Genomic DNA, 25,671 nt, shown 5'->3' with positions numbered 1-25,671 from the left:
TTGAAAAACAAAATAAAAGACAGATGAAACTCTATAAAAAAGAAAGTGTTCAACACGTAAATGCAAGTTTAGAAGAATGTTGGACTTTTTTTTCTAATCCAAAAAATCTTCAAAAAATCACACCTGAAACAATGGGGTTTGAAATCACTGATTTCGATAATAAATCCATGTATGCAGGCCAAATTATACAATACAAAGTGTCTCCTCTTTTAGGGTTAAAACTATCCTGGGTAAGCGAAATCACTTTTGTAAAGGAAAAAAGTTATTTTGTCGATGAACAACTTTCAGGGCCTTATGCTTTATGGCACCACAAACATTTTTTTGAAGCCACAGAAAACGGTACAAAAATGACCGATGTAGTGCACTATGCCCTGCCTTTGGGTTTCATTGGACGTATCATGAATGCATTAGTCGTTAAAAATAAATTAAAAGATATTTTTGAGCATAGGCGTGTCATGGTCGATAAAATGTTTAATTCTAAATAATGAACAAACAAGAAGTAACTTTTTTTTGGTTCAGACGCGATTTGCGTCTGGAGGATAATGTAGGTTTGTTTCATGCTTTGAAGTCAAAATATCCTGTAATACCAATGTTTATTTTTGATGATTCAATTTTAGGGAGTTTGCCAAAAAATGATGCTAGGGTTGGTTTTATACATGAATCACTTTCGAAAATAAATGATAAACTACAGGAAATAGGAATTTCACTTTTGATAAAAAAAGGACATACTACTGCTGTTTGGAAATCACTTACACAAGAATATGACGTAAAAGAAGTCTTCTTTAACAAAGATTACGAACCCTATGCGATAAAGCGGGATACAGCCATTTGTGAATTATTCGAATCAAATAATACAGCTTGTTCTACTTTTAAAGACCAAGTAATCTTTGAAGAACTTGAAATCACAAAAGCAGATGGTTTACCTTACACCATCTATACGCCCTATAAAAATAAATGGTTAGAGAAATACAAATCAATGGCTCCGGTTGAGGAATATGATACCAAAGCTGGTTTTTCTAATTTTCATAAATCCGACTTTAATTTTCCAAGCTTAGAACAAATAGGTTTCGAAGAAAGTCCTATCAAAGTAAAGCCTCACAACTTAAAATTTATTTCTAATTACCAAGATATAAGAGATTATCCTGCTTTGGATCAAACCTCTTATCTCTCGCCACATCTACGTTTTGGAACAGTAAGTACTCGCAAATTAGTAAATTGGGCATTTCATAAAAACGATGTTTTTTTGAGCGAATTGATTTGGAGAGAGTTTTTTATGCAAATCTTGTTCAGCTTCCCAAAAGTAGTCACTCACAATTTCAAATCTGCTTATGACGGAATTCAGTGGCGTAATAATGAAGACGATTTCAAGCGTTGGTGTTCTGGAACTACGGGATACCCAATGGTTGATGCCGGAATGCGACAACTCAATGAAACCGGATACATGCACAATAGAGTGCGGATGGTTGTAGCAAGTTTTCTTTGCAAACATTTACTGATACAATGGCAATGGGGAGAAGCTTATTTTGCCGAAAAACTATTGGATTATGATTTATCAGCCAATGTGGGGAACTGGCAATGGGCTGCGGGAACCGGTTGTGATTCGGCGCCCTATTTTAGGGTTTTTAATCCAGAAATTCAGCAAAAAAAATTCGACAAAGACGGAATCTACATCAGGAAATGGATAAAAGAATTTGAATTAGGATATGGCGAACCTATGGTAGAACATGCTATGGCAAGAGATAGAGCGATTGCGACTTATAAAGCGGGGATACTGAAATGATTTTTTTCTAAACATAGAAGTCATTTAAGTTTAAAAAAAGTATTCTTTACTGATATTTGAACCATTAAGAAATTAAGGAAAATTAAGTTGTCAAAAGCTTAATCAAACTTAATGTCTTAATGGTTTATTTTTTTTGTCTTAGAATTTTCTATGTTGTCTAAAAAAAACTTATATGACTTATATGTTAAAATCAATTTATTCAACACTCCCTTAAAACAGCATCAGTTCCAAAATATCTTAATAAACTTATATGTTTCAAATAACTACTTAATCAATTTATTAAGCATTCCATTAAATATAAACCCATGAAAAGGAAAAACAGAATACCAGTATAATTTCCCCCAGAATCCTTTCGGTTTAAAAGTTGCTGTCTGAATTAAGGTGTTATCAATGATTTTAAACTCCAGCCAAGCCTCTCCTGGTAATTTCATTTCGGCAAACAAAACTAATTTCCCTTCTTCTCTGTTGGCATAAAGTACGCGCCAAAAATCTAAGGCGTCACCTGCATGAATTTCTCTTTTATTCGTACGTCCTCTGCGGGAACCAACACCACCATATAGTTTGTCTATAAAACCACGTAATTCCCATAACCAATCTCCATAATACCAGCCCGTATCTCCACCAATGGACCAGATTTTATTTACGGTATATTCTCTGTCTATGATTTTCATTTTTCTTTTATCAATAAAACAGTCCTTTTCAGGAATTATCAGGTGCTCTGACATGTTGGTGTTAAATCGGCCGCTAACAAGAGAGTCTTTCCAGCTAGACGCTACTTTATCTTCGTCTACTTTTATTAATGCTCTAGACAAAGCCTGTTCATAGGTCATGGGTTTTAGCTGAAGTAATTCATTGATGCGATGATCTCTACAAATCACTTCAACTTTCATGCTGCTTACTAAAGCGGATGCTAATTTATAAGAGGTAGATGTTACAAAATACAACCAATAAGAAGATAATTTGGGTGTCATTACAGGTACAGTGAAAATCCATCGTTTTAGTTTTTTTGCTTTGGCAAAACCCAACAACATTTCCTTGTAAGTAAGAATATCAGGTCCGCCAATGTCAAAATTTTGATTGTAAGTAACGGGGTTTAGTAATGATTTAGAAAGGAAGTCGAGTACATCAGCAATTGCTATGGGTTGGCATTTTGTATTGAGCCATTTTGGAGTAATCATAATAGGAAGCTTGTTCACTAGATCCCTAATAATCTCAAAGGATGCACTACCAGAACCAACGATAATTCCTGCTCTAAGTGCAGTCATGGCATACGTTCCTGAACTTAAAATGTCCTCTACATTTTTTCTTGAAGACAAATGTTTCGAAAGCGATTTGTCATTGACAATTCCAGTAAGATAAATAACTTGTTTGGCATTCGTTTGATTGATACGTTGCACAAAATTATTAGCTGAAGTGCTTTCTAATTCATCATAATTGTCTGATGAACTAGACATAGAATGGATGAGGTAATAAGCGGCATCAATATCTAATGGTATTGCAGATAGCGTTTCTTCCTTAAGAAAATCGACTTCTATTACTTCAATATTCTTTTCGAATTCTTTTGGAGTGTAAAATCTATTTTTATCTCTAACACAACAGATTATTTCGTGTCCTTGTCCTACCAAAATTGGTAATAGTCGTTTCCCGATGTAACCTGTTGCGCCCGTTAAGAGAATTTTCATAAATTTTATTTTAAGTATTAAATTTAGCTAAATTTATTGGAAATTAGGCTTATAAATTCTTTTCTGGTTTTGTCTTTTTCGAATGCACCAGTAAAAGACGATGTGGTTGTAACCGAATTTTGTTTTTGAATTCCGCGCATTTGCATACACATATGTTGTGCTTCAATAACGACAGCGACGCCAAGCGGATTTAGAGCTTCTTGAATACAATCTTTTATTTGATCGGTTAATCTTTCTTGTACTTGCATTCTTCTCGCAAAAGCATCAACAATTCGAGGAATCTTACTCAGCCCTACAATCTTACCATTCGGAATATAAGCAACATGCGCTTTTCCAAAAAATGGCAACATATGATGTTCACACATGGAATACACTTCTATATCTTTTACAACAATCATCTGTCTGTGATCCTCTGTAAATAGTGCCGACTTTAAAATTTCTAGTGGATCCAAGCCATAACCATGCGTTAAGTATTGCATTGCTTTAGCTGCTCTAACCGGTGTACTCACAATTCCCTCCCGATTCACATCTTCCCCTAAATTATCGATTATAGATTTATAATTTTCAGCAATTGCATCAGTGATTTCAGTATCATAACGCTCTACTTTTTCGTAACTTTTGATTTCTTTAACTATCATATTCTGGTCTTATTAGTACTTGATTTTAATTACATTTTAAATGTGACGATTCCATAATCCATCTCAAAAACTTGACCTGATATGGATTTGGCTTTTTCTGAAATCAGGAAATCAGCCATATTTGCTACTTCCTCTGGTTTTAGATAATTTTTCATTGGGTGACGTTCCACCATATTTTCTTTCATTCGATCATTTCTTAAAATCCCTGCCGATAGTGAAGTTTCAGTAATCGTGGGAGCAATAGCATTGATGCGTACTACCGATGCTAATTCTGCCCCCAACGATTTTACCAATCCTTCGATACCTGCTTTTGCTGTGGCAATACTGGCATGAAAAGGCATTCCCAGTTTTACGGCAACGGTACTAAATAGGACAATCGAAGGATCAGTTCCTTTTTTTATAACGGGTAAATATTTCTGAATCGTTTTAACCGCGCCAATAACATTGATTTCAAAATCTTTTCTGAAATCTTCAATACTCAAACTTCCAATGGGTTTTAAATTGATAGAACCCGGACAGTAAATTAAAGTGTCGATATGTTCTATATCGGGAAGATCATTTTGTAAAACATCCAATGAATAATGGGTTAGATTAGCATGAGAAACCTCTGGTGGGTTCCTACTGATGTTATGCACGAGATTAGTTTCTAATTGCTGTAATAAAATAGCATTTCCGATTCCTTTGCTTCCGCCAATGATTACTATGTTTTTCATTTAAAATAAGTTTACCAATTGAGTATAATTAATCTAATAACTAAATTATACTTAAGGTGGTTAAGGTTGTTAATTTATCTTTTCGAAATTTTATTGTTGTTGATTTGTCTTTGCATTGTGCATTTAAATCTTCCTTCTTTAAAATCTCGTAATTTCTCATGTTTTGTTTTTCGTCCCTGAACTCGTGCGCGCCACATTCTAAAACTCGATGGTTTCATTTCAATGCGCATAAGGTCAATAACTTCTTGTTCTTTCAAACCAAATTGTAATGCTATGGCTTCGAATGTGGTTCTATCTTCCCAAGCCATTTCTATAATCCGGTCTTTCTCTATATCTGAAAGTTCATTTTTCATTTAGGAAAGGTATTTTTTATATTGATTTACGACAATTTTTGCTTTCAAATCAAACATTAGATTGTACAGTCCAAAAAAGGTTCTGTTCATATAGATGAAATGCTTTGAACCTCGGTTGCCATTCATTTTTCTCAGATTACTATCTTTTGAAAAACGCTCTCCTAATTTGGCTATGTTTTCAAAAAAAGTTTCATCTGAAAAATCAAAGGATTCTTCTTGAAATGGTTTTGTAAAGAGCGAAAGTAAATCATAAAACATTTCTGTGAAGTAGCTAATTTCTTCTTTTGAGTCATCAGTACGAAGAATTTCTAATTCAAATAATTTCGCATTAAATATTTTGGGATCGTTAATTACATTTTCGTCAATCAATTCAAAATAAGGATTGTAAAAGTCATTGGGAATTTTTTTCATGCAACCAAAGTCGATTGCAATCAATTTGTTTTCTTTATTGACCATAAAGTTTCCGGGATGCGGATCAGCATGCACTTTTTTAAGAACATGGATTTGATACATATAAAAGTCCCATAACGCCTGACCAATTTTGTCAGCTGTTTCCTGATCTGAATTAATTTGTGTAAATTCTGAAAGATGAATGCCCGTCATCCAATCCATCGTAATGATTTTTGAAGATGAATACTCAGGATAGTACTCTGGAAAAGTCAAATTTTCTATTTGTTTGCAGGCTGCGACTACTTCGACACTTTGTTTCAGTTCAAGCAAATAATCAGTTTCTTCAATTAATTTGTCTTCGACTTCTTTAAAATATTTATCAGAGTCTTTTCCTTGAAGGTTAAACATTCTGATGGCGATAGGCTTTACCATAGCAAGGTCAGATGAAATGCTATTTGCAACACCAGGATACTGGATTTTTACCGCCAGTTTTTTATTGTCTTTTACCGCCAGATGTACTTGACCAATGCTGGCTGCGTTTACAGAATTGGCATTAAATTCATCAAATATTTCATAAGGTGTTTTTCCGAAGTTGGCTTTAAATGTTTTTAGAACCAAAGGAGAAGAAAGAGGTGGAACTGAGAACTGCGACAAAGAGAATTTCTCCACGTACGCCTGAGGCAAAAAATTCTTGTCCATACTCAGCATTTGAGCGACTTTCAAGGCACTTCCTTTAAGTTTCTTTAAGCCGTCGTAAATATCTTCAGCATTGTCTTCATTTAATTTATCACGTGTCAAATCAGAATTGACAATTTTTTCACCGTAATACTTCAAATAATTCACGCCAATTTTTGCTCCCGTAGTCACTAGTTTGGAAGCTCTTTCAATTTTAGTTGTTGGAATATGATCTATCGTTTTCATTATTTTTTTTGTGTTTTTTCTTTGAAAATAAATTTTCCAAAATCTATTAAACTATCTATTGGAGCCATATTCATTAATTCAAAACTTAACTTTACTGATTTCTCAATATAGATGTCTGTTTTTTCAAAAGCGGGGGATTCATCGTCTATCCAAAATTTAAGAGTAAATAAAAATTGTACCCAGGCACTTTCTTGAATTGCTTTTTCTTGTAATTCCTGAGCTTTCTCTTGCTTGATGCGATAGTCATCAGTTAAGATCTCTCCAATGTATTTTTTAAAGTTATTTCTCAAACCAGAAAGCTGCATTAAATTCTTTAACTGATTGCTGTGTTCTTTCAAACTCATTGTAACATAACTCCTATTGGCAGTTAGTAATTCAAAGAATGTAAAGTAAAAGCTAAGTAATTTAGTTTTCATATCATACTCAGGGTAGTCATTGTCCTTATGAAGTAATTCTACTGTTTTTTCAAAAAACATCTTGTATATTTCTTTCTCAATACTTTCAAGTGTTCCAAAGAAAGTATAAAACTCCGCTTCTGTAAAATCGTTTAATTTTGCAAACAGGTATACTGATTTCGGTTTTTCACCGTTTTCCAATGTATAGTTCATATACATTGAAACTATATTTTCCTTGGTAATTTTATTTTTCTTAGGTGCCATTTCTTTGTATTTTTTATATTAGGGTATAAAGATAGTTAATGTTTAACGAAATAGTCATAATGTTAAACAAAATTTATTTGTATCTTTGTTAAATTATTCAAAATGATCTAAATTAACTATCATGAAAAAAAATGTTTTAATAACTGGAGGTTCTGGTTTTGTGGGGAAAAACTTAAGCAGTTTGTTGCTAGATAGTGGTTATACAATTTCTATTTTGAGTAGAAGTAAAAGAGTTAATACGGCTAATATTTTTTATTATACTTGGGATGTTCAAAATCAAACCATCGAAGAAGATGCCGTATTGAAAGCAGACTTTATTATACATCTCGCTGGTGCTAATATTGCCGGAAAAAGATGGAGTAAAGAACGAAAAGAAGTTATTATGAAAAGTCGGGAGCAATCTGCCCAATTACTATTTAATGTGATAGAGAAGCACGACAAGAAATTGGACGCTTTTATTTCTGCTTCCGCAATTGGGATTTACGGAGCGGTAAATGGACAGGCAATTTGTACAGAAAAGACAGCAGCAGCGAATGATTTTTTGGGAATGGTTTGTCAAAAGTGGGAAGCTGCGGCTGACAAATTTGGTCAATTGGGAATACGCACGGTAAAAGTCCGTACTGGTCTGGTATTAGGCAAGAATGATGGTTTCCTGAATAAACTAACTCCTATTTTTAAACTGCGACTTGGGTCGGCATTAGGTTCAGGTAAGCAGTATATGCCTTGGATTTATGTTGATGATTTATGTGCAATATACCTTGAGGCTCTAAAGAATCCAAATATGAATGGAGCTTATAATGCGGCAATCAATGATAATACCACCAATGCTACCTTTTCTAAGACTTTGGCTAAAGTTTATGGATATTCTATTTGGCTTCCTAATATACCTGCTTTTCTGATTAGAATTGTATTGGGAGAAATGGGGAAATTAATACTTACAGGAAGAAGAGTCTCTTCGGAAAAAATAGAAAGTATCGGTTTGAAATTTAAGCATAAAAATTTAGAGGAAACACTCAAAATTTGCTTGGAAAAATAACATTACTGTAAGTTTGAATAAACACTAACTAGTACTTTTTTTGATATTTTACTTCTCACAATAAATGGGATTTCGATATCAAAATCATCAGTGTTCAAAGAGAAGATTGATTTAAGTTCTATTCCTTTGTTTACTTTTTTAATTTTAGCAATTACCCTAATGTTTTTTGACTTTCCATGAATTGTCATTCTTCCTTTAATATAGTATTCCTTTGAGACTGCTCCTAAATCTTTTAAATCAAATTTTTCAATTATTCCTTTAAAGGTCGCCTTAGGATATCGATTACTTTCTAGATAATTTTCATTGAAGTGCTCTTCCATCAGAGCGCGTTTAAAGCGGAAAGACTTAATGTATGTCACAAATGTAATAGCTCCTTTTTTAGTTTTTAAAATACAGTTAACCGCTTCATTTTTTGCTTCGACAGCTTCAAAAAAAGGAATAGACGCTTCAAAAACAATAACACCATCTGTGGTCATCATTTTTTCTTGTGCATCAATTGCGCTTGAAAGAATCAGTAAAAAAAGGAGTAGAATTTTTTTCATGTGTAATTGAAATTTTTCTACTTAAAATTACGAAAAATATTTCAAAAAAGGCCTGTATTCAAGGGGTTTTATATGAAAAATAGGAACAAAATAATATTCGCTTCAAGCATTTTGCCTAAAACGAATATTTTTAATTTAATGTGACTTAATTAGCTTATTTGAACTAGTACATTGTACTTTCTCAAGCTGTCTAAGGTTTCTATTGAGCTGTAATTAAAGTTTTCTTCGTGACGGTCTTTTTCTTTTTTGAGTGAAATTTGTTTTATGCAATTACAAAAGCGGCGCACTTCTTCTAAATCAGACAATATAAGACCTGGTACTCTTGCCTTTTTTCCATCTTTATCTTTAGAGACCATAGTGAAATAAGAGGAGTTGCAATGGTTTATTTTACCGGTTTGGATATTTTCAGATTCCACACGAATACCAATAATCATAGAACTGTTCCCTACGTAATTTACGCTGGCTTTCATAGTGACCAATTCACCTACTTCAATAGGTCTTAGAAAGTCAACAGTGTCAACAGACGCGGTAACACAATAATTCCCTGAAAATTTTGAAGCACAAGCAAAAGCAATCTGATCCAGTAAGGAAAGAATATATCCACCATGGATTTTACCACTAAAGTTGGTGTGTGAGGGCAACATTAGTTCTGAAATAGTAATGTTTGAGGAGGCAACTGTTTTATATATTGAATTCATATTTAATTTTTTTGAAATGGTGAGTTTTCTTTTTTTACAGCAATTAGGTAATATTTAGTATCACCCCACCAAGGAAATGTCTTGTAGCGTTCTATATAGGATACTTTTACATATTGGCCTTCTAACTCTTTCAAATTTGAAATTACTAGCTTGTCCTTATCTAATACAGAAAAAGCAAAAATTTGTGATCCTGACATTCCTTGGCTCAATTCGCCTTCCCATGTTTTGAATGCCATTCCTTTATTACTAAATTTTATTAAATGTCCAGATCGAACACCTTCGCTATACGTAGCATAATATACAAAAGTAAAATAGAATGTTATAGATAGTATGATAACAGCCACTAGGATTCCTAAAAATTTTTTCATCGTACTTTTAATTTAATAGTTGGTTTTCGTCTTTTTCAGCTCTAGATAATATGTTTTCGGGAAGCGATTTTTTGGCTTTGGCTCCCATTTTTTTTAACTTTTCAACGCTTGTGATTAAATTGCCTTTTCCATCCACAAGTTTATTCATGGCGGCACTATATTCTGTTTTGCTTTCGTCTATTTTCTTTCCTATTTTTATCAAATCAGAAACGAAACCTTCGAATTTATCATACAAAGCACCTGCTTGGCGCGCTATTTCAAAGGCATTTTCTTGTTGTTTTTGATTCGCCCACATGCTGTCAATAGTACGTAAAGTAGCTAATAAAGTAGCAGGAGTTACAATTACTATGTTTTTTTCGAATGCTTTGTTGTATAATGAAGTGTCTTCATTTAAAGCCATGGCAAATGCTGGTTCGATAGGGATAAAAAGCAATACAAAATCAGGGCTCTCTATCTGGTATAAATCTTGGTAATTTTTATTTCCCAGTTGTTCTACGTGACGCTTTATAGAATTGACATGTTCTTTTAAATATGCGCTTTTTAAATCGTCCTCTTCCTCATTAATGTATTTTTCATAAGCAGTCAAAGATACTTTTGAATCAACGATCATTTTTTTGCCATCAGGCAAATTGATAACCACATCAGGGAAAACACGACTTCCTTCCTCAGTAGTAAAAGCTTGCTGCACTTCATATTCACGACCTTTTTCCAGTCCTGATTTTTCTAATACGCGTTCTAGAACGAGTTCACCCCAATTCCCCTGCATCTTACTGTCTCCTTTTAATGCTTTGGTTAGGTTGATGGTTTCCTTACTCATCTGGATATTCATTTCGCGTAATCCTAGAATCTGTTGGCGCAAAGCCGCATGATAATCAATACTCTCTTTGTGGGTGTCTTCGACTTTCTTTTCGAATAAATGAATCTTATCTTGCAAAGGAGTCAAGATACTTTTCATATTTTCTTTGTTCTGTTCAGTAAATTTATTAGATTTTTCATCTAATATCTTATTTGCTAAATTTTCGAATTCTTTGGTGAATTTTTCCTGAAGCTTTTCTACTTCGTTTTTCTGCTCTTTGTTGCGCTCCCAAAGATTCTCAAAATCAACTTCTTTTTTTGAAAGCTGAATCGCTAAGCTGTCTTTTTCATTTCGAATGGTTTCTTTCTCTAAATTATTTGATTGCAATTGTTTTTCGAAAATTAATTTATCATTCAAAAATTGTTCTTTAAGTTGATTGAACTGAGAATTTAATGCAATTAATTTTTCTTCCAAACTAATTTTATCCGACTGAAACCGAGCCGAAAATATAAGTTTACCAATGAAAACTCCAATGGTTAGTGCAATAATAAATAGGAATAAAAACGGAAGCATGTTTGACATGAAAGGATTTCTTTGTGAATAGTAAAAGTAAGTAATTATACATCTTAGTGCTCAATTTATTAAAAGTAAAATAAAAAAAGCCAATAAAAACGATTGTTATTATTGGCTTTACAATTTACTGAATAGGCTTTATTCTTCATCTAATTCCATATTCCCTCTATTTTTGTGATTATCAGGATGTGATGTTGGATATCTGTTTGCAGTGATATCTGAGTTGAGGTCTTCATTTTCAATAGTTTTCATGGTTTCCTCTTCTGTTTCAACTCCACGGTTTGAACTTTTATTTTCATTGGAAGTTTTTCCTTCGTCAGTTGAGGTATCAGTGCCCTCTAAATTTCTTGCTCTTTGTACGGTTTTTTTATTACCCTCAGCATCAATTTCTATTTCGTCAACAAGAATTGATTTTGGAGAATTGGATTTTGGGTCCATATTTGTTCCGCTAAAGCCTTCATTTACATTTTGTTTTTCTTTATTATCCATCATGTTTTATTTTTTCTATTGTATAATATTACTGATTTTAAATGAATCGTGTATATTATTTAACATAGCTTTTAGAGGAGTGAAATGTAGCTTATTGCTGTTTGATGCTGATAAAACAACGCTATATTTGCATCCCAATATCATTTGAACATTACTAATGGCTCACTATCATTTCATCCTCCACAAACCCTATGGTTATTTAAGTCAATTTATTTATGAATTGAAAAGAAAAAAGAAACTACTAGGCGAATTGCACAATTTTCCCAAAGGAACGATGGCGATAGGACGTCTGGATGAAGACTCGGAAGGTTTATTGTTGTTAACCACAGATGGAAAAATGAGCGAGATTATTCGTTCTAAAAAAGTCGACAAAGAATATTATGTGCAAGTTGACGGTGTTATGACTCAAGGCGCCATTGATAAAATGAAAATGGGCGTTGAAATAGGTTTTAATGGTACTAAGTACATAACCAAACGCTGTGAAGCTTTTCTAATTGAAGAAACACCTAACTTTGGACTAAGAGGAAAAAAGATTCGAGATGAACGGCATGGACCAACTTCTTGGGCGTCGATTACAGTCAATGAGGGTAAATTTCGCCAAGTCAGGAAAATGACAGCGGCAGTAGGTTTCCCTACCTTACGATTGGTTCGTGTGCGAATAGGAAACGTGCATCTTGATAACTTACAATCAGGGGAAGTGATTGAAGTGAGTGATTTTCAATTAAACGATTAAACAAATAACCGATTAAACATATTACTAATGTTAAACATTGTTTTAGTAGAACCAGAAATACCTAATAACACAGGGAATATAGGAAGATTGTGCGTAGGAACTGAAAGTCGTTTGCATTTAGTACATCCTTTTGGGTTTGTGATTAATGATAAAAATCTGAAACGTTCTGGATTGGATTATTGGGTTCATCTTGATGTTACGGAATATCATAATGTGGCCGAATGGACTACTCAAATTACCGATAAATCAAGGGTATTCCTGATGAGCTCTCATGCTGAAAAGTCATATTTAGAAATTGAATTTCAAGATGGAGACTGGCTTGTTTTTGGTAAGGAAAGTAAGGGATTGAGTGAAGAGGTCTTGGCTCAATTTGCGAATCATTTAAAAATTCCGATGTCAGCAAACATTCGCAGTTTCAATATAGCTAATTCGGTGGCATTTGTTATTGGTGAAGCTAAAAGACAGTTGATGATTCAAGGTCATGACTAGCCCTGATAGCAGTGGCATCCTTTTGTTTTTTTCTTTAAAAAACAAAAGATATAACGGATAGCAGGAAATAGCTCCTGAAAATAAGGATTAGGTTATAATAAATTTCCCTTTTTGGCTATCAAAAACAATATGTTCGTCTTTGAATAATGTATTGAAACTGCCTTTAGAAATGAAATTGCAAGGTTCGTCCTGAACAACATTTTCTGGCGTCATAATGATCATTTCGTCACTAAGCTGAATGGCCATATCGATGTCATGTGTCGAAAAAAGAATGCATTTTTGTGTTTCTTGAGTCAGTTTTTTCAAAAGTTTAAACAGCGCTACTTTGTGTAGTAAATCCAAATGGGTAGTGGGCTCGTCTAAAATAATAAGCGGTGTGTCCTGAGCCAAAGCACGAGCAATTAAGACTTTTTGCAATTGCCCATCACTGATTTCATAATGTTTTTTTGCTGTCAAATGACTAATTTGTGTCAGCTCCATGGCCTCATTAACTTTTGTAATATCCAAGTCTGTTAATTTTCCAATCCAATTTGTATAGGGCTGTCTCCCTAAAGCGATGAGTTCAAAAACGGTCAGATTACTTGGGGGCAATTTTTCGGTTAAAACGACACTTAAGTTTTGGGCTAGCTCTAATGGCTCGAAATCAGTGATTTTTTTAGCATTCAGAAATACATCTCCTTGCAATGGCTTTTGAATTCCAGTAATGGTTCGCAATAAAGTTGATTTTCCAATACCATTGGCACCAATCAAGGAAATGAGTTTTCCTTTTTCTAAGGATAAATTAATATTCGCAGCAATACTAGTTTGTTCCTTTTTATGAGAATAACCAATGCTAATATTTGAGGTCTTTAAGATGATTTTATTTTCCATTATCCAATCATTTTCTTTTTTCGAATTAACAACCAAATAACTATTGGCGCTCCAAAAATGGAAGTTACGGCATTGATAGGTAATGTAATATCGCCACCGGGAACTTGTGATATACTATCACATATTAACATGATGCAGGCTCCAAAAAGTAAGGTGCTCCAAAATAGAATAGTGTGATTACTGGTCTGGAAAACTAGTTTAGCGATATGGGGAACCGCTAGACCAATAAAGGCAATTGGTCCTGCAAAAGCAGTAATACTTCCTGCCAGTACACTGGTGGCAAAGATGATGATTAGCTGCGATCTTTTATAGTTTAGACCCAGACTACGTGCATAATTCTCTCCCAGAAGCAAGGCGTTCAAAGGTTTTATGCTGAATAAACTCAAAAGCAGACCAATCAGTACACAGATAAATAAAATGAGTATCGATGTCCAGGATAGATTTCCTAAATTTCCTAAGGACCAAAAGGTGAACTTTTGTAGTTGTTCTGCCGTACTGAAATAGCTTAAAGTTCCCACAATAGCACTTGTCAAGCTGCCAAACATAAGCCCGACAATTAGGATAGCCATGGTATCGCGTAATCGGTAGGAGACAACTAATACAGCCATTAAAACTAAAAAACTACCTAAACTGGAAGCTAAAACGACGCCATAAGACGAAAGTAAAATGGAAGCCACTGATTCAGGAAGAAATGCTGCTCCAAGAATTACCATTGCTACGCCTAAACTGGCTCCTGAACTCAGTCCTAAAACATAAGGACCTGCCAGTGGGTTTCTAAATAAAGTTTGCATTAATAAACCGCTAATTGAAAGCCCCATTCCTACTAAAACTGCAGCAATTGCTTTGGGTAATCTGTAGTTTATGATAATGTATTGCCAAGTTTCTTTGGTGGAAGTACCGCCAAAAAGGCTGTGAAAGACTTCTTTTATGGGAATAGAAACAGATCCTAAACTGATGTTGATTATAAACAGGCAAACTACTCCAATGGTTAGGATTAGGAAAAGAGCGGTATTTCGATTGGTTTGATTCAATTTATTCTAATTTCTGAAAGAAAAAAAGTTTGTGATTTGGTAGTAACTCGGGGTGAAATATTTTTATCAAATCTTTCAAGACCCAGTCGGGACGGGTAGGAGACCACTCAAAATATAAAATCCCTCCTTTTGCGCCTTTGTTTAAGGCATACGAATATACTTTTTTATTTTTAAACGAATCAAATTGCGCATAATGTGGGTTGCTATCGCTCATTTCTTTCAGAGACGAAAAATCACCAGGGGCAATCCAAAAATCAGCTTTTTGTGCTTTCTCTAATACGACTTCAAAAGGAAGCGATAATCCACCAGTTCCTTTAGTGTCAGCCCATAAATAATCAGCCTGTGCATCTTTTAGAAATAACGAAGCCCAACTTTCGCCTTGAGGGACATACCATTGATCTTGAAACATGGCTCCGCTGAGTACAGTAGGTTTTTTAGTTGTCTTTTTGGCTAAAGCCAAAGTTGTTTTGTATTCTTTTTCTATTTCAGAAAAAATGGAGCTTGCCTTGGAATCTAATCCGTACAAAGCGCCGAAAAATTTAATCCATTCTGCTTTTCCAAGAGGAGATTGCTCTGTCCAATCGCCGTTAAAAATAACTTTTAAACCGCTTTTTTGTAAGTTGTCTAATGAGGGATTACTGTTGTTTAAACCGAAGCCAACAATCACGTCAGCTTGCATGTCTATTAACACTTCGGTGTTGAGGTTTTCATTTTTTCCAACCTCTCTCACTTTTCCCGCATCAATTCTTTTTCTGGTTTTCTCTGATGAAATATAATCAGTATTCGGGAAGCCAACTAAAGTGTTTTCGACGCCTAACATTTCCAAAGAGGGAATATGTGTTGTTGAGGTAACAACAATGGATTTTATAGGAATTTCAATTGTAGTAAAATGCATCAAACTGTCCGGAATGATTGCGTTTTTTTGTTTCAAAACATAGCTAAAACTTTCTTTGGCCTCGGGCCAAGGATTGGTGATTTTTACGATGGAATAGCCAGAATACTTATAGATTTCGAATCCTTTCGCGTACTGGATTTCATTTTTTACCCCAGATATTGACTCGTGATTGGTTTCTTTTTTACATTGGATAAAAAGCAAAGAAATTAGAAGGAGGAATAGTGTGTTTTTAACGAATTTCATAAATCTAATTTTTTTACAAAAGTATTGTTTTGTTTTAATAAAAATAATCTTGTGTGCTATTTGATACATTTTTTTCAATATTAAAAAAGTAATTTTATAAAAAAAGGAATCATGAGAGACAATTCTAATACTTTTATTTATGTTGTTGCTGGGATTATTATATTGCATTTCGTAGTTGGTTTTGCTTGGCTTATAATGAAGCTTACTAAAAAGAAAGATAAGGATAAGTAAGTGTTTTAATAAATTGATTAATAGTTAATTATGTATTTTTAAAATCGGTAAATTTTTCATCTAAGTTGATTTTATTCTATTTTTTAAGAATATCTTGGCAATTATTCTATCTTTGCCGCCGAATTGAGGTTGTGATTTCATTATTTTTAAATCACATTAAAAGGGAATTAGGTTCAAAACCTAAGCTGTTCCCGCAACTGTAAGCTATCAAGCTTGTTGTTATCTACAAACCATTGTTCGCCGCGGCGGATGAGAAGGTAAACAACAAGACGCAAGCCAGGAGACCTGCCTTTTTTCTTAACGAATATCGAACTTTCGGGAAAAAAGGTTCAGGAATTATGACTATAAATAAACTGTTTTTATCTTCTTTTTTGTTTTTGTGCCAATTTATTTCGGCGCAACAGGATACTATTTCATTGCAAGAAGTAAAAATTTCAGACTCACAACTGAAAAAATTCTCTAGTACACAATCGGTTCAACAACTCAATGATTCGATTATTTCTAAAAATCAAGCATCACTAACTTCGCTGTTAAATTATAACACCGTTATTTATTTTAAAGAAAACGGGCTTGGGATGGTTTCTTCGCCTTCTTTTAGAGGAACTACTGCGCAGCAAACAGCGGTAATCTGGAACGGAATAAATATCAATTCTCAGCTTTTAGGACAAACTGATTTTAATACCATAACCACGCAGGATTTTAATTCGATTGTTGTTCGTGCTGGAGGAGGAAGTGCTATTTATGGAACAAGTGCTATTGGTGGGAGTATTCATCTGAATAATGAACTAGATTTTAAAGACACTTTTTCCAATGAAGTAAAATTGCAATACGGTAGTTTCAATACTTTTGGCGCCCATTATAAATTGGTAGCATCAAATGATAAATGGAGTAGTCAGTTTAGTCTTTCAAGAAATAGCTCGGATAATGATTACGACTATTTAGGGACGACTAAAAAAAATGAAAACGGACAATATGAAAATTCCAGTTATAGCTTGAATGTTGGCTATCGTTTCGATTCAAAGAATATTATAAAATTATACAGTCAGTTCTTTGATGGAGAAAGACATTTTTCGGGAACACTAACTGCGCCTTCTAAAAGCAAATACTTAGATTTGAATACACGAAATTTAGTAGAATGGGATGGCTTTTATGGTTCCTTTGTATCTAAAGTTAAAGTGGCTTTTTTAACTGAAAAATATAAATACTTTGAAGATAAAGAGGAGTCGTTTTTTACAAATGGGAAAGCGGAAACGTTTATTGTCAAGCATGATTTATCCTATAATATCAATTCAAGAATAAACCTGAATTCTATCATAGATTTTACACAAACAACTGCTGACGGTTCTGATTTATTATCAAAAAAGCGTCAGGTAACTTCGGGTGTATTATTAATGAACCATCAGCTACTGGAGAAGTTAGAATACCAGTTGAGTTTGCGAAAAGAAATAACCAATACTTACGATAGTCCGTTCTTGTATTCTGTTGGCGCTAAATATGAAGCGACAAAAAAATATACTGTAAAAGTAAATGCGTCTCGTAATTTCAGAATTCCATCTTTCAATGATTTGTATTGGCAACAAGGAGGCAATCCTAACTTAAGACCTGAAAACGCATATCAGTACGAGCTAGGTCAAGAAATTGGTTTTAAAACAATTCGTTTTTCTGCTACTGCTTTTTTAAACAAAATTAATGATTTGATTAGTTGGAAACCAAACTCTTCAGGAATATGGCAACCAGAAAACACTAAGAAAGTAACTACTTATGGATTAGAATCCAATTTTACTTTTGATAAAAAAATAGGGAATCACGCTATTATATGGAGTAACAATTATGCATATACTGTTTCTGAGAATGAAGAAACTAATTTGCAACTGATTTATGTGCCTTTTCATAAATTGACATCAACTATGTCTTATTCATATAAAAGTGCATCATTTTTTTGTCAGTTCCTGTACAATGGCAAGGTGTTTACCTCGACCGATAATTTTTATGAACTTAAAGATTATTCGGTAACCAATCTAGGTTTTAACTATGAGTTTGGTGAAAATAACATGTTTAAAGCTGGTTTTCAAGTATTGAATGTTTTAAACGAAAAGTACCAAAGTGTTGTCTCAAGGCCTATGCCAGGGAGGAATTATTCCATTAATTTAATTTTTAAACTATAATAAAATGAATTTCAAAAAAGTTGTACTCTTGGCTTTGTTAAGCCCATTTTTCTTTGCATCATGTAGTAATGATGAGGATGATAAAATAGAAACTCCACTTGGTGCTTATGATAATGGTGTGTTAATTTTAAATCAAGGTGGCTTTGGGCATGGAGATGCATCTTTGTCTTTCGTTTCAAATGATTATGTTAGCTTTCAAAATAATATTTTTTCAGTGGTTAATCCTACATTAACTTTGGGAGATACCGGTCAGGATGTTGGTTTGTACAATGATTTTGCATTTGTAGTTTTAAATTATTCGAATAAAATTGAAGTCATCAACCGTTATACGATGGTACACGTTGCTACAATTGATAGCGGTTTAAGTAATCCTAGATACATTGCCTTTGCAAATGGAAAAGGCTACGTAACGAACTGGGGTAATGGAGGGAGCGCTACAGATGACTATGTCGCAGTTATTAATTTGTCTACCTATGTAGTTAGCAGTAAAATTCCTGTAGTTGAAGGGCCTGAACGAATCTTAGAATACAACAACAAGGTTTATGTAGCGCACCAAGGAGGTTATGGATACGGTAAAACTCTTTCAGTAATTAATACAGATTCTAATACGGTTGCGGCAACGATTGAAGTAGGTGATGTACCAAACTCATTAGAAGTAAGTAATGGAAGCTTATATGTTGTATGCGGTGGTAAGCCTGTATATGCACCTTTAGAAACTGCTGGAAAATTGGTAAAAATTAACTTAGCTAATAATACAGTAAGCAGTACTATTGACTTTGCTGCTGCTACACATCCTTCTAATTTAGATATTGAAAGTAATAGTATTTATTATACTGTTGGTTCAGATATTTTTAAAGTGAATGTTGATGGAACAACTTTGCCTACAACAGCACTTTTCAGCACAACAGCTCAAGGTGTTTATGGGGTATATAGTTTTGCAGTAAAGAATAACTCAATCTATGTTGGCGATGCTGTAGATTATAGTTCAAACGGAAAAGTATATGTGTATTCATCGACAGGGACATTAAATAAAGAATATACTGTAGGAGTTATTCCCGCAGGATTCTATTTTAATGAATAAAATACTCATTATATAATAAACCTAAAAAAGGGCTTTCAGTGATGAAAGCCCTTTTTTTGTTATGGAGATGGTATTACTTTAATTCAGAAATACATTCTATGATTTTTTTTGCTATTTGATTCTGCTCGTTGTTATTAGCAAGACTCTTTTTGTCAGCTTCATTGGTTAAATACCCAAGTTCCATTATTACAGCTGGAACTTCTGATTCTTTTAAAATATAAAAATCTGCATTCTTTATTTCCGCGACTTTATAATTCGAATTTAAGAAGCTGGTCTGAAAGTTTTCTGCTATAAGGTTTGACTTTTCATAAAAATTTGACTCTTTAGAAACATAGAACTCCATCCCAGATTTGTTACTGTTTGGACTTGCGTTAACATGTAGCGATAAAACCAAATCTGGTTTGATTGTATTTATAAAATCAGTTCTGTCTTTAAATGGAATAAACTTGTCTGTTGATCTGGTATAATGAATTACGATATTTTTATTTTTGTTGAAAGTCTTAATTTTAGAAATAAGCTGTTCTACAATTTCTTTTTCAGTAATTTCATCCTGAGTGGCGCTAAAATCTTCTCCACGGTGACCGGCATCAATAACTACATTAATCAGTTTTGGTTCTGATTTTTCAGGACTGATAAACGCAAAACAAGTCAAAGTAATCACAAGCAAAAATAACTTAACTGAATTTTTCATAGGTTCTATGTTTGTTAAAATTTGAGGCTGGTTAATGATAACGTATCATACTATAGTTTATTGTGTCTTTTTGATTAGTCTAGGGCTTTTAAGATTCCTTCAGGCACTTTCTCAATATACATTTGGTTTTGAATACCATTCATAGATTTTCCATCTTTAAAGTAGTTGAAATCTTTTTCAGGACTTTGTTTGATCATTTTTCCTGTTCCTGTAATTTTTCCAATTGCAGTACTTAACAGAGGTTCTGTGGAATTCCCAAGAACATCTAAATTCCCTATGTTTTCTTTTAACTGGTGAGTAGGAGTTAGGCCATTAAAGTAATCTCCAAAACCGGCAGCATTTACTATTTTTAAAACGATAGGCTGCATAGCGTAGCGATGGTTAGGATTTCTGTTGTCTTTTCCAAAGGTGGGAGAGTCATATAAAGTAATTGATCCTACATTTTTTCCAGTAGTAACGTCTCCAATCTGAACAACATCCATATAGGGCTTCAAACCATTTATGACAAGTTCACTTGCTGAAGCAGAACTTTTAGTAGTTAGGATATAAATTTTAGATAATTTCAGGCTGTTAATTGCTGTACTTCCTATTTTATCTGTAAAGTTGTTTTTTAGCGCTTCGGGATCAGAGGATTCAAAATATTCATTTATTTTATCATTCCATTTTTGCTTCGCAAAAACTTGTCCTGTGTATTGTCCTGTAATCATACTCGCTAATCGGGTTGCGGTAAGTACCGAACCACCTGAATTGTAACGCAGGTCAAGTACTAGGTCTGTAACTCCTTGTGATTTAAGTGTACCAAAAGCATCGTTTAATTGTGTGTCATATTCAGCGTAAAAGCCATTGTACATTAGGTAGCCAATTTTGTGCTCTCCAGTAGTAATGACCTTATTTATTAAAATTGGGTTTTCAGCCAAAATTGTTTTGCTCAATGAAACTGATTTTCCATTTGGCGTTATGGCTCCTCCATTATAATCGGCTAAATTTAAAGTGTAATTATCTGGTGCTAATAAAGATTGATAATTGTTTACAGTAAGTTGCGTTCCATTAACACCATAAAAAATAGTCCCTCTTTGAATGTCTTTTATCGATGCATCTGAGTTAGGTAAGACGTAGCGAACATATCCAAAAATATCGGTAGTGCTTCCTGGTTTGTAAACTAAGCCAAATTCGGCCCCCTGATTTTTTGAAATTCCTCCAAGGGCTTGTTCTAATTCTAAATAATCAGAAACAATCCAGCTAAAACGATCAATTGATTTGTCTACTCTCAAGGCATCAAACAGTTCCTCAGGAGTGGGATAGGTTCTTAGAAATACGTTCAGTTCGTTTTGGGAAGCAAAACGATCGTCAGATAAGTTAGGTACATCTGCCTGCCATAAATAGTATTGATTTAATCCTTTCCAGATAAAATCATGGACTTCCAGACTTAGCGGTGCCGCAGTATCATCCATGTCTTGGCAACCTTGGAAAGAGAAAATGGCTAAAAGTAATAGAACTGTAAATTTAAAATTGGTCTTCATATAGTAGGTTTCAATAGATATAGGTACGTAAAAGTAGTAACTTTAGTTTTATTTTGTATATTTTGTAACAAAATTAACTTTCTTTCGTCTTGATATTATAAGCCGAACTAACAATTTCTTGATTTATGAATCAAATAGAGTTTCTGCAATTGACCTTACCATTCAAAGACAAAGTATTTCGCTTGGCCAAGCGTTTGCTTATAAGCACAGAGGAAGCAGAAGACGCAACTCAAGAAGTTTTAGTTAAATTGTGGAGTAAAAATGAAAGCTTGGCTGGATTTAATAGTATTGAAGCTGTTGCGATGACAATGACTAAAAATTATTGTTTAGATCAGCTAAAGTCTAAAAGGGTACAGAATCTCAAAATGGTAGACGATAATTTTACGGATACTGCAGACAGTTTAGTTAAAAAAATGGAGGATGGAGATAGTCTCAGTTGGGTAGAAAAGATAATAAATCAATTGCCTGAACAACAACGCTTAATTATCCAGATGCGAGATATCGAACAATATGAATTTTCAGAAATTGCCGAAATTATGGAGATGAATGAAACGGCAATTCGGGTGGCGCTATCAAGAGCAAGGAAAACGATACGAGAGTGTATGACAAAAATTGAAAATTATGGAATTGAAAAATATTGAAATACTATTAGAAAAATACTTCAATGGTGAAACCAATATTTCAGAAGAAAATGAGCTACGTGACTATTTTTCTTCGGCAGATGTTTTACCACATTTAAAGCAATACCAGCGTATGTTTGGTTATTTTTCTGTTGCAGCAGCCCAAAAAATGAAAGAGATAAAGCCCAAAAAATCTAAGACAAGTCAAGTGTGGTGGTTGTCTATCGCGGCTTCAGTTGCAGTTTTAATTGGTGTCGTAAGCTATGTCAATTATAATGATAAAGCTATCAATACTGGTTTGGGTACCTATGACAATCCTGAGGTAGCTTTAGTAGAAACACAAAAGGCTTTAGCGATGTTGTCAAATCACGTAAATACTGGCATAGAAAGTGTAATATATATTAAGGAATACAAAAAGTCGAAAAATTTAATTTTCAAAGAACAATAACAAAGAACAATAACAAATAATAAAAAAAGAATAAAATGAAAAAATTTATAATCACACTAGTAATAGCTTTAGTAGCAACTCCATTTTTTGCTCAGTCTGCCTTTGACAAGTTTGACGGTCAAGATGATGTGACTTCTATAGTAGTCAATAGAAAGATGTTTGATTTGATGAGCAAGGTAAAAGTTGACGCATCAGATAAAGAAACGCAGCAATATATGAATTTGATAAAAAAATTAGATAATCTAAAAGTTTTTACCACCAGCAGTTCAAGAGCTACGGGCGAAATGAAATCTGCTGCTGAAAAGTACGTAAAAACAGCTGGACTTGAAGAGCTAATGCGTGTTAATGACAGTGGTAAAAATATTAAAATATTAGTGAAGTCAGGAGCGACTGATTCTCAAATAAAAGAACTTTTGATGTTCATTGAGGGCGGAAGTAGATCTAACGAAACGGTTTTAATGTCCTTGACTGGTAACTTTGATTTGAATGAAATTTCGATTCTAACTGATAAAATGAGAATTCCAGGTGGTGATGAATTGAAGAAAGCTACAAAAGGAAAAAAATAAAAAGGTATTTGTCAGATTGTGAAATCAGGATGAAACCTATTGCCAAATTTAAATATTATGTAATATGAAAGCAATTTATAGTATCTCATTATTTTTGTCATTGTTTCTAATGAGCTGTAATTCGGAGCCTACTTTGCAAAAGTACTTTGTTGAAAATACAGAAAACAAGAATTTCATTGCAGTGGATGTGTCACCGAGTATTTTGAATGTCGATGAAACAAAATTGTCAGTAAAGCAAAATGACGCTTTGAAATCTTTTGACAAAATGAATGTTTTAGCTTTTAAGCTTGATGATCAGAATAAGGGGCAGTTTGAAATTGAACGTGCCAAAATCGATGCTATTCTAAAAGACCCTAAGTACCAACAGTTGATGAAATTTGGCTCTGGAAAGGAAAGTGCCTCCATAAGCTATGTTGGATCTGACGATCATATTGAGGAGTTCGTTTTATTTGCAAACAGAAAAGAAATGGGCTTTGCGGTAGTTCGAGTTTTAGGAAAAGATATGAATCCCACAAACATTATGACAATGCTGTCAGTTTTAAAAGAATCTAAAATAGATTTGGAACAGTTAAAACCACTTCAGCAATTGATGAAATAAATTAGTTGTCTTATTATTTAAGCGTCTCGGTAGTCTATCGAGGCGCTTTTTTAGTTAGAGGAACTGTTTATTACTTTTTGATCGATAACGACCGTATTGCTTTTATATGATCTTATTTCGAAGTTGTACTTGCGTAAAAGAAGAAATTTAGAGCAGCAAAAGTCATTTAAAAATAAATAATATAAGCAACTGATTAAAGAAAAAATAAATGAAATATCACTAAAAGTAGGTATTGTGTTGCTGGCGTGCAATGTGTTACTTTGTATAGCGATAGGTTTGGTATATTGAACCAGATTGGAATTGTTTAAAAGTAAGGAAATAATATTATGACTGAGTACAGAAGCAACGGCTTGATAAGAGAAGAAAATAGAAATAACAAAATGTTTTTCTATATAGGTGGATTTTTTGTTTTTACCTTATGTTTATTGGGGATTTTTATTCTAATATTTGTTTTAAGAAACCACAATAATTTTTAATAGGAGTAGATCATTACTAAATTATTAAGAACAATTGTTTTGATTTAACCGATTGTAATGTAACTTTAATAGAAAAGGATTGAAATTCGATTAAATAATAAAGCGATACTAAATTAATATGAAGAGTAACTGTAATGGTTGCTCTTTTTTTTGTTTAATTAGCTAAGCTAGCGGTTTAAAGTAGTTTATTGCTTTAAGTATTTAAGCATGTTTAAATCAACAAACTTATTGGTTAAACTCCATGAAAACGGATATTGTGACTGAATGTATGTGCAGTGATGCGGCTAGGAATACCTCAAAACACATTAACTCGGTTATATCGTTTGTACGGGAAGCTGCTAGATTGTTTGTAGTGCCTTTCATCGCAATTTTTAAGAAGACAGAGTATAGAACTAAACATCTGACTGCAATTGCTAATTTAGTTATGGTTTGAGTAATGTTATTTTTAACCAAATAGTGATAATAACAGAGGGGTGTAAATTTCAAGGCGGTGATGAGGTAATTAACAGCGAGTTAACAGAGATGTTACCAAAATAACTGTCTAAATAACCTATATTAGATTTTTGGATTGCGCTAAAAGTCGAAATTGTAAAATCTGTATTGATTTTATTACTTTCATTATAAAATGAATATGCAAAAAACAAAGACAAACAGTAGTTCTTGGCTTGACAAGAGTGCTAAATTATTTACTTAAAAACAATAAATGAGAAAAATAGTAGTGGTTATAATTCTATTTATAGGCTTAAATGCATTTGGACAAGATAATGTCAAGGTTTTTTTTCACAGGGACATAATGACAGACAAAGAATCTATTTATACTAACGAAAGTCTTTTAAGTCTTGAAAGTAAAAAAGTGGGTTTTGTTGTGAAGCCATCTTTTGAAATTCAAAATGGTGTTTTTGCATACAATGGGATAATTGTTGAATCTGTCGGGATTGGTATTTGTTTGGAAAAAGATGATTTAACTGTACTATTTGAAGATGGTACAAAAATCACTCTAAAGTCATGGAGCAAATTTAATTGTAAAGGTATAAGTCGGTTTGATTTATATGGAACTGATTTAATGAAGCTTGCTAAAAGAATTAAAGCTGTTCGATTTCAAAATGGCAGAAGCTTTGAGAAGTTAACGATATTGTTAGAAAAGGAAAAGGATAAGACTTTCTTTATTGATGTTAAACGAGCAATTGATAAGCAGATATACGAAGTCGTTGATAAAATGTAAAAATATTATTGTGGATCAAGTCTAAATGTTGTGGGGAAATATATAAATAACGACTTTTGCATTTATAAAATATATCTCAATGCAAGATTCCTACAGCGAACTGATCAAGTTATTATTGCCAGAAATTATTGTTGAATATTTCGAACTTACTTCC

General features: G+C 33.4%; 29 protein-coding genes and 1 riboswitch. Of the genes, 13 read left to right on the top strand and 16 right to left on the bottom strand.

The annotated features are described in order from the left end of the window. The first annotated feature begins 23 nt into the window (after window positions 1–23). Both BLV91_RS11815 and BLV91_RS11810 read left to right on the top strand, forming a co-directional pair. Window positions 24–485: an SRPBCC family protein gene (locus BLV91_RS11815; protein WP_091433563.1), complete on the top strand. Its 462-nt coding sequence runs from the start codon at window positions 24–26 to the stop codon at window positions 483–485. Beyond that, the gene (locus tag BLV91_RS11810) at window positions 485–1,780 is read left to right on the top strand and encodes a cryptochrome/photolyase family protein (protein ID WP_091433560.1); all 1,296 of its coding nucleotides are present in this window, start codon (window positions 485–487) and stop codon (window positions 1,778–1,780) included. Before BLV91_RS11815 ends, BLV91_RS11810 begins: the two co-directional genes overlap by 1 nt. Before the next feature lie 263 nt (window positions 1,781–2,043). On the opposite strand, the gene BLV91_RS11805 is transcribed toward BLV91_RS11810, so the two are convergent. From BLV91_RS11805 to BLV91_RS11780, 6 genes are all read right to left on the bottom strand, one after another. Further along, window positions 2,044–3,462 (bottom strand): SDR family oxidoreductase, encoded by a 1,419-nt coding sequence (locus BLV91_RS11805; protein WP_091433556.1) that lies wholly within the window; start codon window positions 3,460–3,462, stop codon window positions 2,044–2,046. A 23-nt stretch (window positions 3,463–3,485) separates the two neighbouring features. Beyond that, window positions 3,486–4,100: a GTP cyclohydrolase I FolE gene (gene folE, locus BLV91_RS11800; protein ID WP_091433551.1), complete on the bottom strand. Its 615-nt coding sequence runs from the start codon at window positions 4,098–4,100 to the stop codon at window positions 3,486–3,488. A gap of 29 nt (window positions 4,101–4,129) precedes the next feature. Continuing rightward, window positions 4,130–4,813, bottom strand: a complete 684-nt coding sequence (locus BLV91_RS11795) for an SDR family NAD(P)-dependent oxidoreductase (RefSeq protein ID WP_091433548.1) — start codon at window positions 4,811–4,813, stop codon at window positions 4,130–4,132. Between the two features lie 74 nt (window positions 4,814–4,887). Further along, window positions 4,888–5,166 (bottom strand): TIGR03643 family protein, encoded by a 279-nt coding sequence (locus BLV91_RS11790; protein ID WP_091433545.1) that lies wholly within the window; start codon window positions 5,164–5,166, stop codon window positions 4,888–4,890. Next, window positions 5,167–6,477 carry an ABC1 kinase family protein gene (locus BLV91_RS11785; RefSeq protein ID WP_091433541.1) on the bottom strand — a complete coding sequence of 437 codons (1,311 nt, stop codon included), beginning with the start codon at window positions 6,475–6,477 and terminating at the stop codon, window positions 5,167–5,169. After that, complete coding sequence (locus BLV91_RS11780) at window positions 6,477–7,136, bottom strand: TetR family transcriptional regulator C-terminal domain-containing protein (protein ID WP_091433537.1); 660 nt, start codon at window positions 7,134–7,136, stop codon at window positions 6,477–6,479. Before BLV91_RS11780 ends, BLV91_RS11785 begins: the two co-directional genes overlap by 1 nt. A gap of 121 nt (window positions 7,137–7,257) precedes the next feature. Between BLV91_RS11780 and BLV91_RS11775 the strand changes: the two genes are divergently transcribed. Beyond that, window positions 7,258–8,172: a TIGR01777 family oxidoreductase gene (locus tag BLV91_RS11775; protein ID WP_091433535.1), complete on the top strand. Its 915-nt coding sequence runs from the start codon at window positions 7,258–7,260 to the stop codon at window positions 8,170–8,172. A gap of 2 nt (window positions 8,173–8,174) precedes the next feature. Here BLV91_RS11775 and BLV91_RS11770 read toward each other — a convergent pair whose 3' ends face one another. The 5 genes from BLV91_RS11770 to BLV91_RS11750 all read right to left on the bottom strand — a co-directional run bounded on the left by BLV91_RS11770 (window position 8,175) and on the right by BLV91_RS11750 (window position 11,641). Next, the gene (locus tag BLV91_RS11770) at window positions 8,175–8,714 is read right to left on the bottom strand and encodes a YceI family protein (protein ID WP_091433532.1); all 540 of its coding nucleotides are present in this window, start codon (window positions 8,712–8,714) and stop codon (window positions 8,175–8,177) included. A 149-nt stretch (window positions 8,715–8,863) separates the two neighbouring features. Beyond that, the gene (locus tag BLV91_RS11765) at window positions 8,864–9,412 is read right to left on the bottom strand and encodes an acyl-CoA thioesterase (protein ID WP_091433529.1); all 549 of its coding nucleotides are present in this window, start codon (window positions 9,410–9,412) and stop codon (window positions 8,864–8,866) included. Between the two features lie 2 nt (window positions 9,413–9,414). Further along, on the bottom strand, window positions 9,415–9,780 hold the full coding sequence (locus BLV91_RS11760; RefSeq protein ID WP_091433525.1) for a 6-phosphogluconate dehydrogenase: 366 nt from the start codon (window positions 9,778–9,780) through the stop codon (window positions 9,415–9,417). 7 nt (window positions 9,781–9,787) lie between these two features. Then, window positions 9,788–11,158 (bottom strand): DNA recombination protein RmuC, encoded by a 1,371-nt coding sequence (gene rmuC / locus BLV91_RS11755; protein ID WP_091433519.1) that lies wholly within the window; start codon window positions 11,156–11,158, stop codon window positions 9,788–9,790. 129 nt (window positions 11,159–11,287) lie between these two features. After that, on the bottom strand, window positions 11,288–11,641 hold the full coding sequence (locus BLV91_RS11750; RefSeq protein WP_091433514.1) for a hypothetical protein: 354 nt from the start codon (window positions 11,639–11,641) through the stop codon (window positions 11,288–11,290). Window positions 11,642–11,795: 154 nt separating this feature from the next. On the opposite strand from BLV91_RS11750, the gene BLV91_RS11745 reads away from it, so the two are divergent. Then, complete coding sequence (locus BLV91_RS11745) at window positions 11,796–12,371, top strand: pseudouridine synthase (RefSeq protein ID WP_091433512.1); 576 nt, start codon at window positions 11,796–11,798, stop codon at window positions 12,369–12,371. Window positions 12,372–12,398: 27 nt separating this feature from the next. After that, window positions 12,399–12,860 (top strand): tRNA (cytidine(34)-2'-O)-methyltransferase, encoded by a 462-nt coding sequence (locus tag BLV91_RS11740; RefSeq protein WP_091433509.1) that lies wholly within the window; start codon window positions 12,399–12,401, stop codon window positions 12,858–12,860. Window positions 12,861–12,947: 87 nt separating this feature from the next. Here the strand turns inward: BLV91_RS11740 and BLV91_RS11735 are convergent, their stop codons facing one another. Genes BLV91_RS11735 through BLV91_RS11725 form a run of 3 tightly spaced genes read right to left on the bottom strand, consistent with a single transcriptional unit; the run spans window position 12,948 to window position 15,899 of the window. After that, entirely contained in the window at window positions 12,948–13,730 is a 783-nt protein-coding gene (locus BLV91_RS11735; RefSeq protein WP_091433727.1) for an ABC transporter ATP-binding protein, read from the bottom strand. Then, a complete protein-coding gene (locus tag BLV91_RS11730; RefSeq protein ID WP_091433507.1) occupies window positions 13,730–14,761 on the bottom strand; it encodes a FecCD family ABC transporter permease in 1,032 nt (343 codons plus the stop codon). The genes BLV91_RS11735 and BLV91_RS11730 overlap by 1 nt, the downstream gene beginning before the upstream one ends. A 1-nt stretch (window position 14,762) precedes the next feature. Then, window positions 14,763–15,899 carry an ABC transporter substrate-binding protein gene (locus tag BLV91_RS11725; RefSeq protein ID WP_091433504.1) on the bottom strand — a complete coding sequence of 379 codons (1,137 nt, stop codon included), beginning with the start codon at window positions 15,897–15,899 and terminating at the stop codon, window positions 14,763–14,765. A 340-nt stretch (window positions 15,900–16,239) separates the two neighbouring features. Continuing rightward, window positions 16,240–16,437, top strand: a riboswitch (cobalamin riboswitch). Window positions 16,438–16,468: 31 nt separating this feature from the next. On the opposite strand from BLV91_RS11725, the gene BLV91_RS11720 reads away from it, so the two are divergent. Together BLV91_RS11720 and BLV91_RS11715 are read left to right on the top strand one after the other, a co-directional pair. Continuing rightward, on the top strand, window positions 16,469–18,295 hold the full coding sequence (locus BLV91_RS11720) for a TonB-dependent receptor plug domain-containing protein (RefSeq protein WP_091433722.1): 1,827 nt from the start codon (window positions 16,469–16,471) through the stop codon (window positions 18,293–18,295). A gap of 4 nt (window positions 18,296–18,299) precedes the next feature. Next, window positions 18,300–19,376: a YncE family protein gene (locus BLV91_RS11715; RefSeq protein ID WP_091433502.1), complete on the top strand. Its 1,077-nt coding sequence runs from the start codon at window positions 18,300–18,302 to the stop codon at window positions 19,374–19,376. A gap of 73 nt (window positions 19,377–19,449) precedes the next feature. Here the strand turns inward: BLV91_RS11715 and BLV91_RS11710 are convergent, their stop codons facing one another. Continuing rightward, window positions 19,450–20,067, bottom strand: a complete 618-nt coding sequence (locus BLV91_RS11710) for an N-acetylmuramoyl-L-alanine amidase family protein (RefSeq protein ID WP_091433499.1) — start codon at window positions 20,065–20,067, stop codon at window positions 19,450–19,452. Window positions 20,068–20,141: 74 nt separating this feature from the next. After that, window positions 20,142–21,587 carry a S41 family peptidase gene (locus BLV91_RS11705; RefSeq protein WP_091433497.1) on the bottom strand — a complete coding sequence of 482 codons (1,446 nt, stop codon included), beginning with the start codon at window positions 21,585–21,587 and terminating at the stop codon, window positions 20,142–20,144. 125 nt (window positions 21,588–21,712) lie between these two features. Between BLV91_RS11705 and BLV91_RS11700 the strand changes: the two genes are divergently transcribed. The 6 genes from BLV91_RS11700 (at window position 21,713) to BLV91_RS11675 (ending at window position 25,517) form a co-directional block, all read left to right on the top strand. Beyond that, on the top strand, window positions 21,713–22,228 hold the full coding sequence (locus tag BLV91_RS11700; RefSeq protein ID WP_091433494.1) for an RNA polymerase sigma factor: 516 nt from the start codon (window positions 21,713–21,715) through the stop codon (window positions 22,226–22,228). Then, window positions 22,209–22,655, top strand: coding sequence for a hypothetical protein (locus BLV91_RS11695; protein WP_091433491.1), 447 nt, complete (start codon window positions 22,209–22,211; stop codon window positions 22,653–22,655). The genes BLV91_RS11700 and BLV91_RS11695 overlap by 20 nt, the downstream gene beginning before the upstream one ends. A 35-nt stretch (window positions 22,656–22,690) precedes the next feature. Then, window positions 22,691–23,221: a DUF4252 domain-containing protein gene (locus tag BLV91_RS11690; protein WP_091433488.1), complete on the top strand. Its 531-nt coding sequence runs from the start codon at window positions 22,691–22,693 to the stop codon at window positions 23,219–23,221. Between the two features lie 64 nt (window positions 23,222–23,285). Further along, window positions 23,286–23,819: a DUF4252 domain-containing protein gene (locus BLV91_RS11685; protein ID WP_091433486.1), complete on the top strand. Its 534-nt coding sequence runs from the start codon at window positions 23,286–23,288 to the stop codon at window positions 23,817–23,819. A 717-nt stretch (window positions 23,820–24,536) separates the two neighbouring features. Next, window positions 24,537–24,728, top strand: a complete 192-nt coding sequence (locus tag BLV91_RS11680) for a hypothetical protein (protein ID WP_091433484.1) — start codon at window positions 24,537–24,539, stop codon at window positions 24,726–24,728. A 270-nt stretch (window positions 24,729–24,998) separates the two neighbouring features. Further along, window positions 24,999–25,517 (top strand): hypothetical protein, encoded by a 519-nt coding sequence (locus tag BLV91_RS11675; RefSeq protein ID WP_091433481.1) that lies wholly within the window; start codon window positions 24,999–25,001, stop codon window positions 25,515–25,517. Window positions 25,518–25,671 lie beyond the last annotated feature (154 nt).

It is taken from the genome of Flavobacterium degerlachei (assembly GCF_900106645.1).
Classification (GTDB): Bacteria; Bacteroidota; Bacteroidia; order Flavobacteriales; family Flavobacteriaceae; genus Flavobacterium; species Flavobacterium degerlachei.
This window is presented reverse-complemented; position numbering and strand designations above follow the sequence as displayed.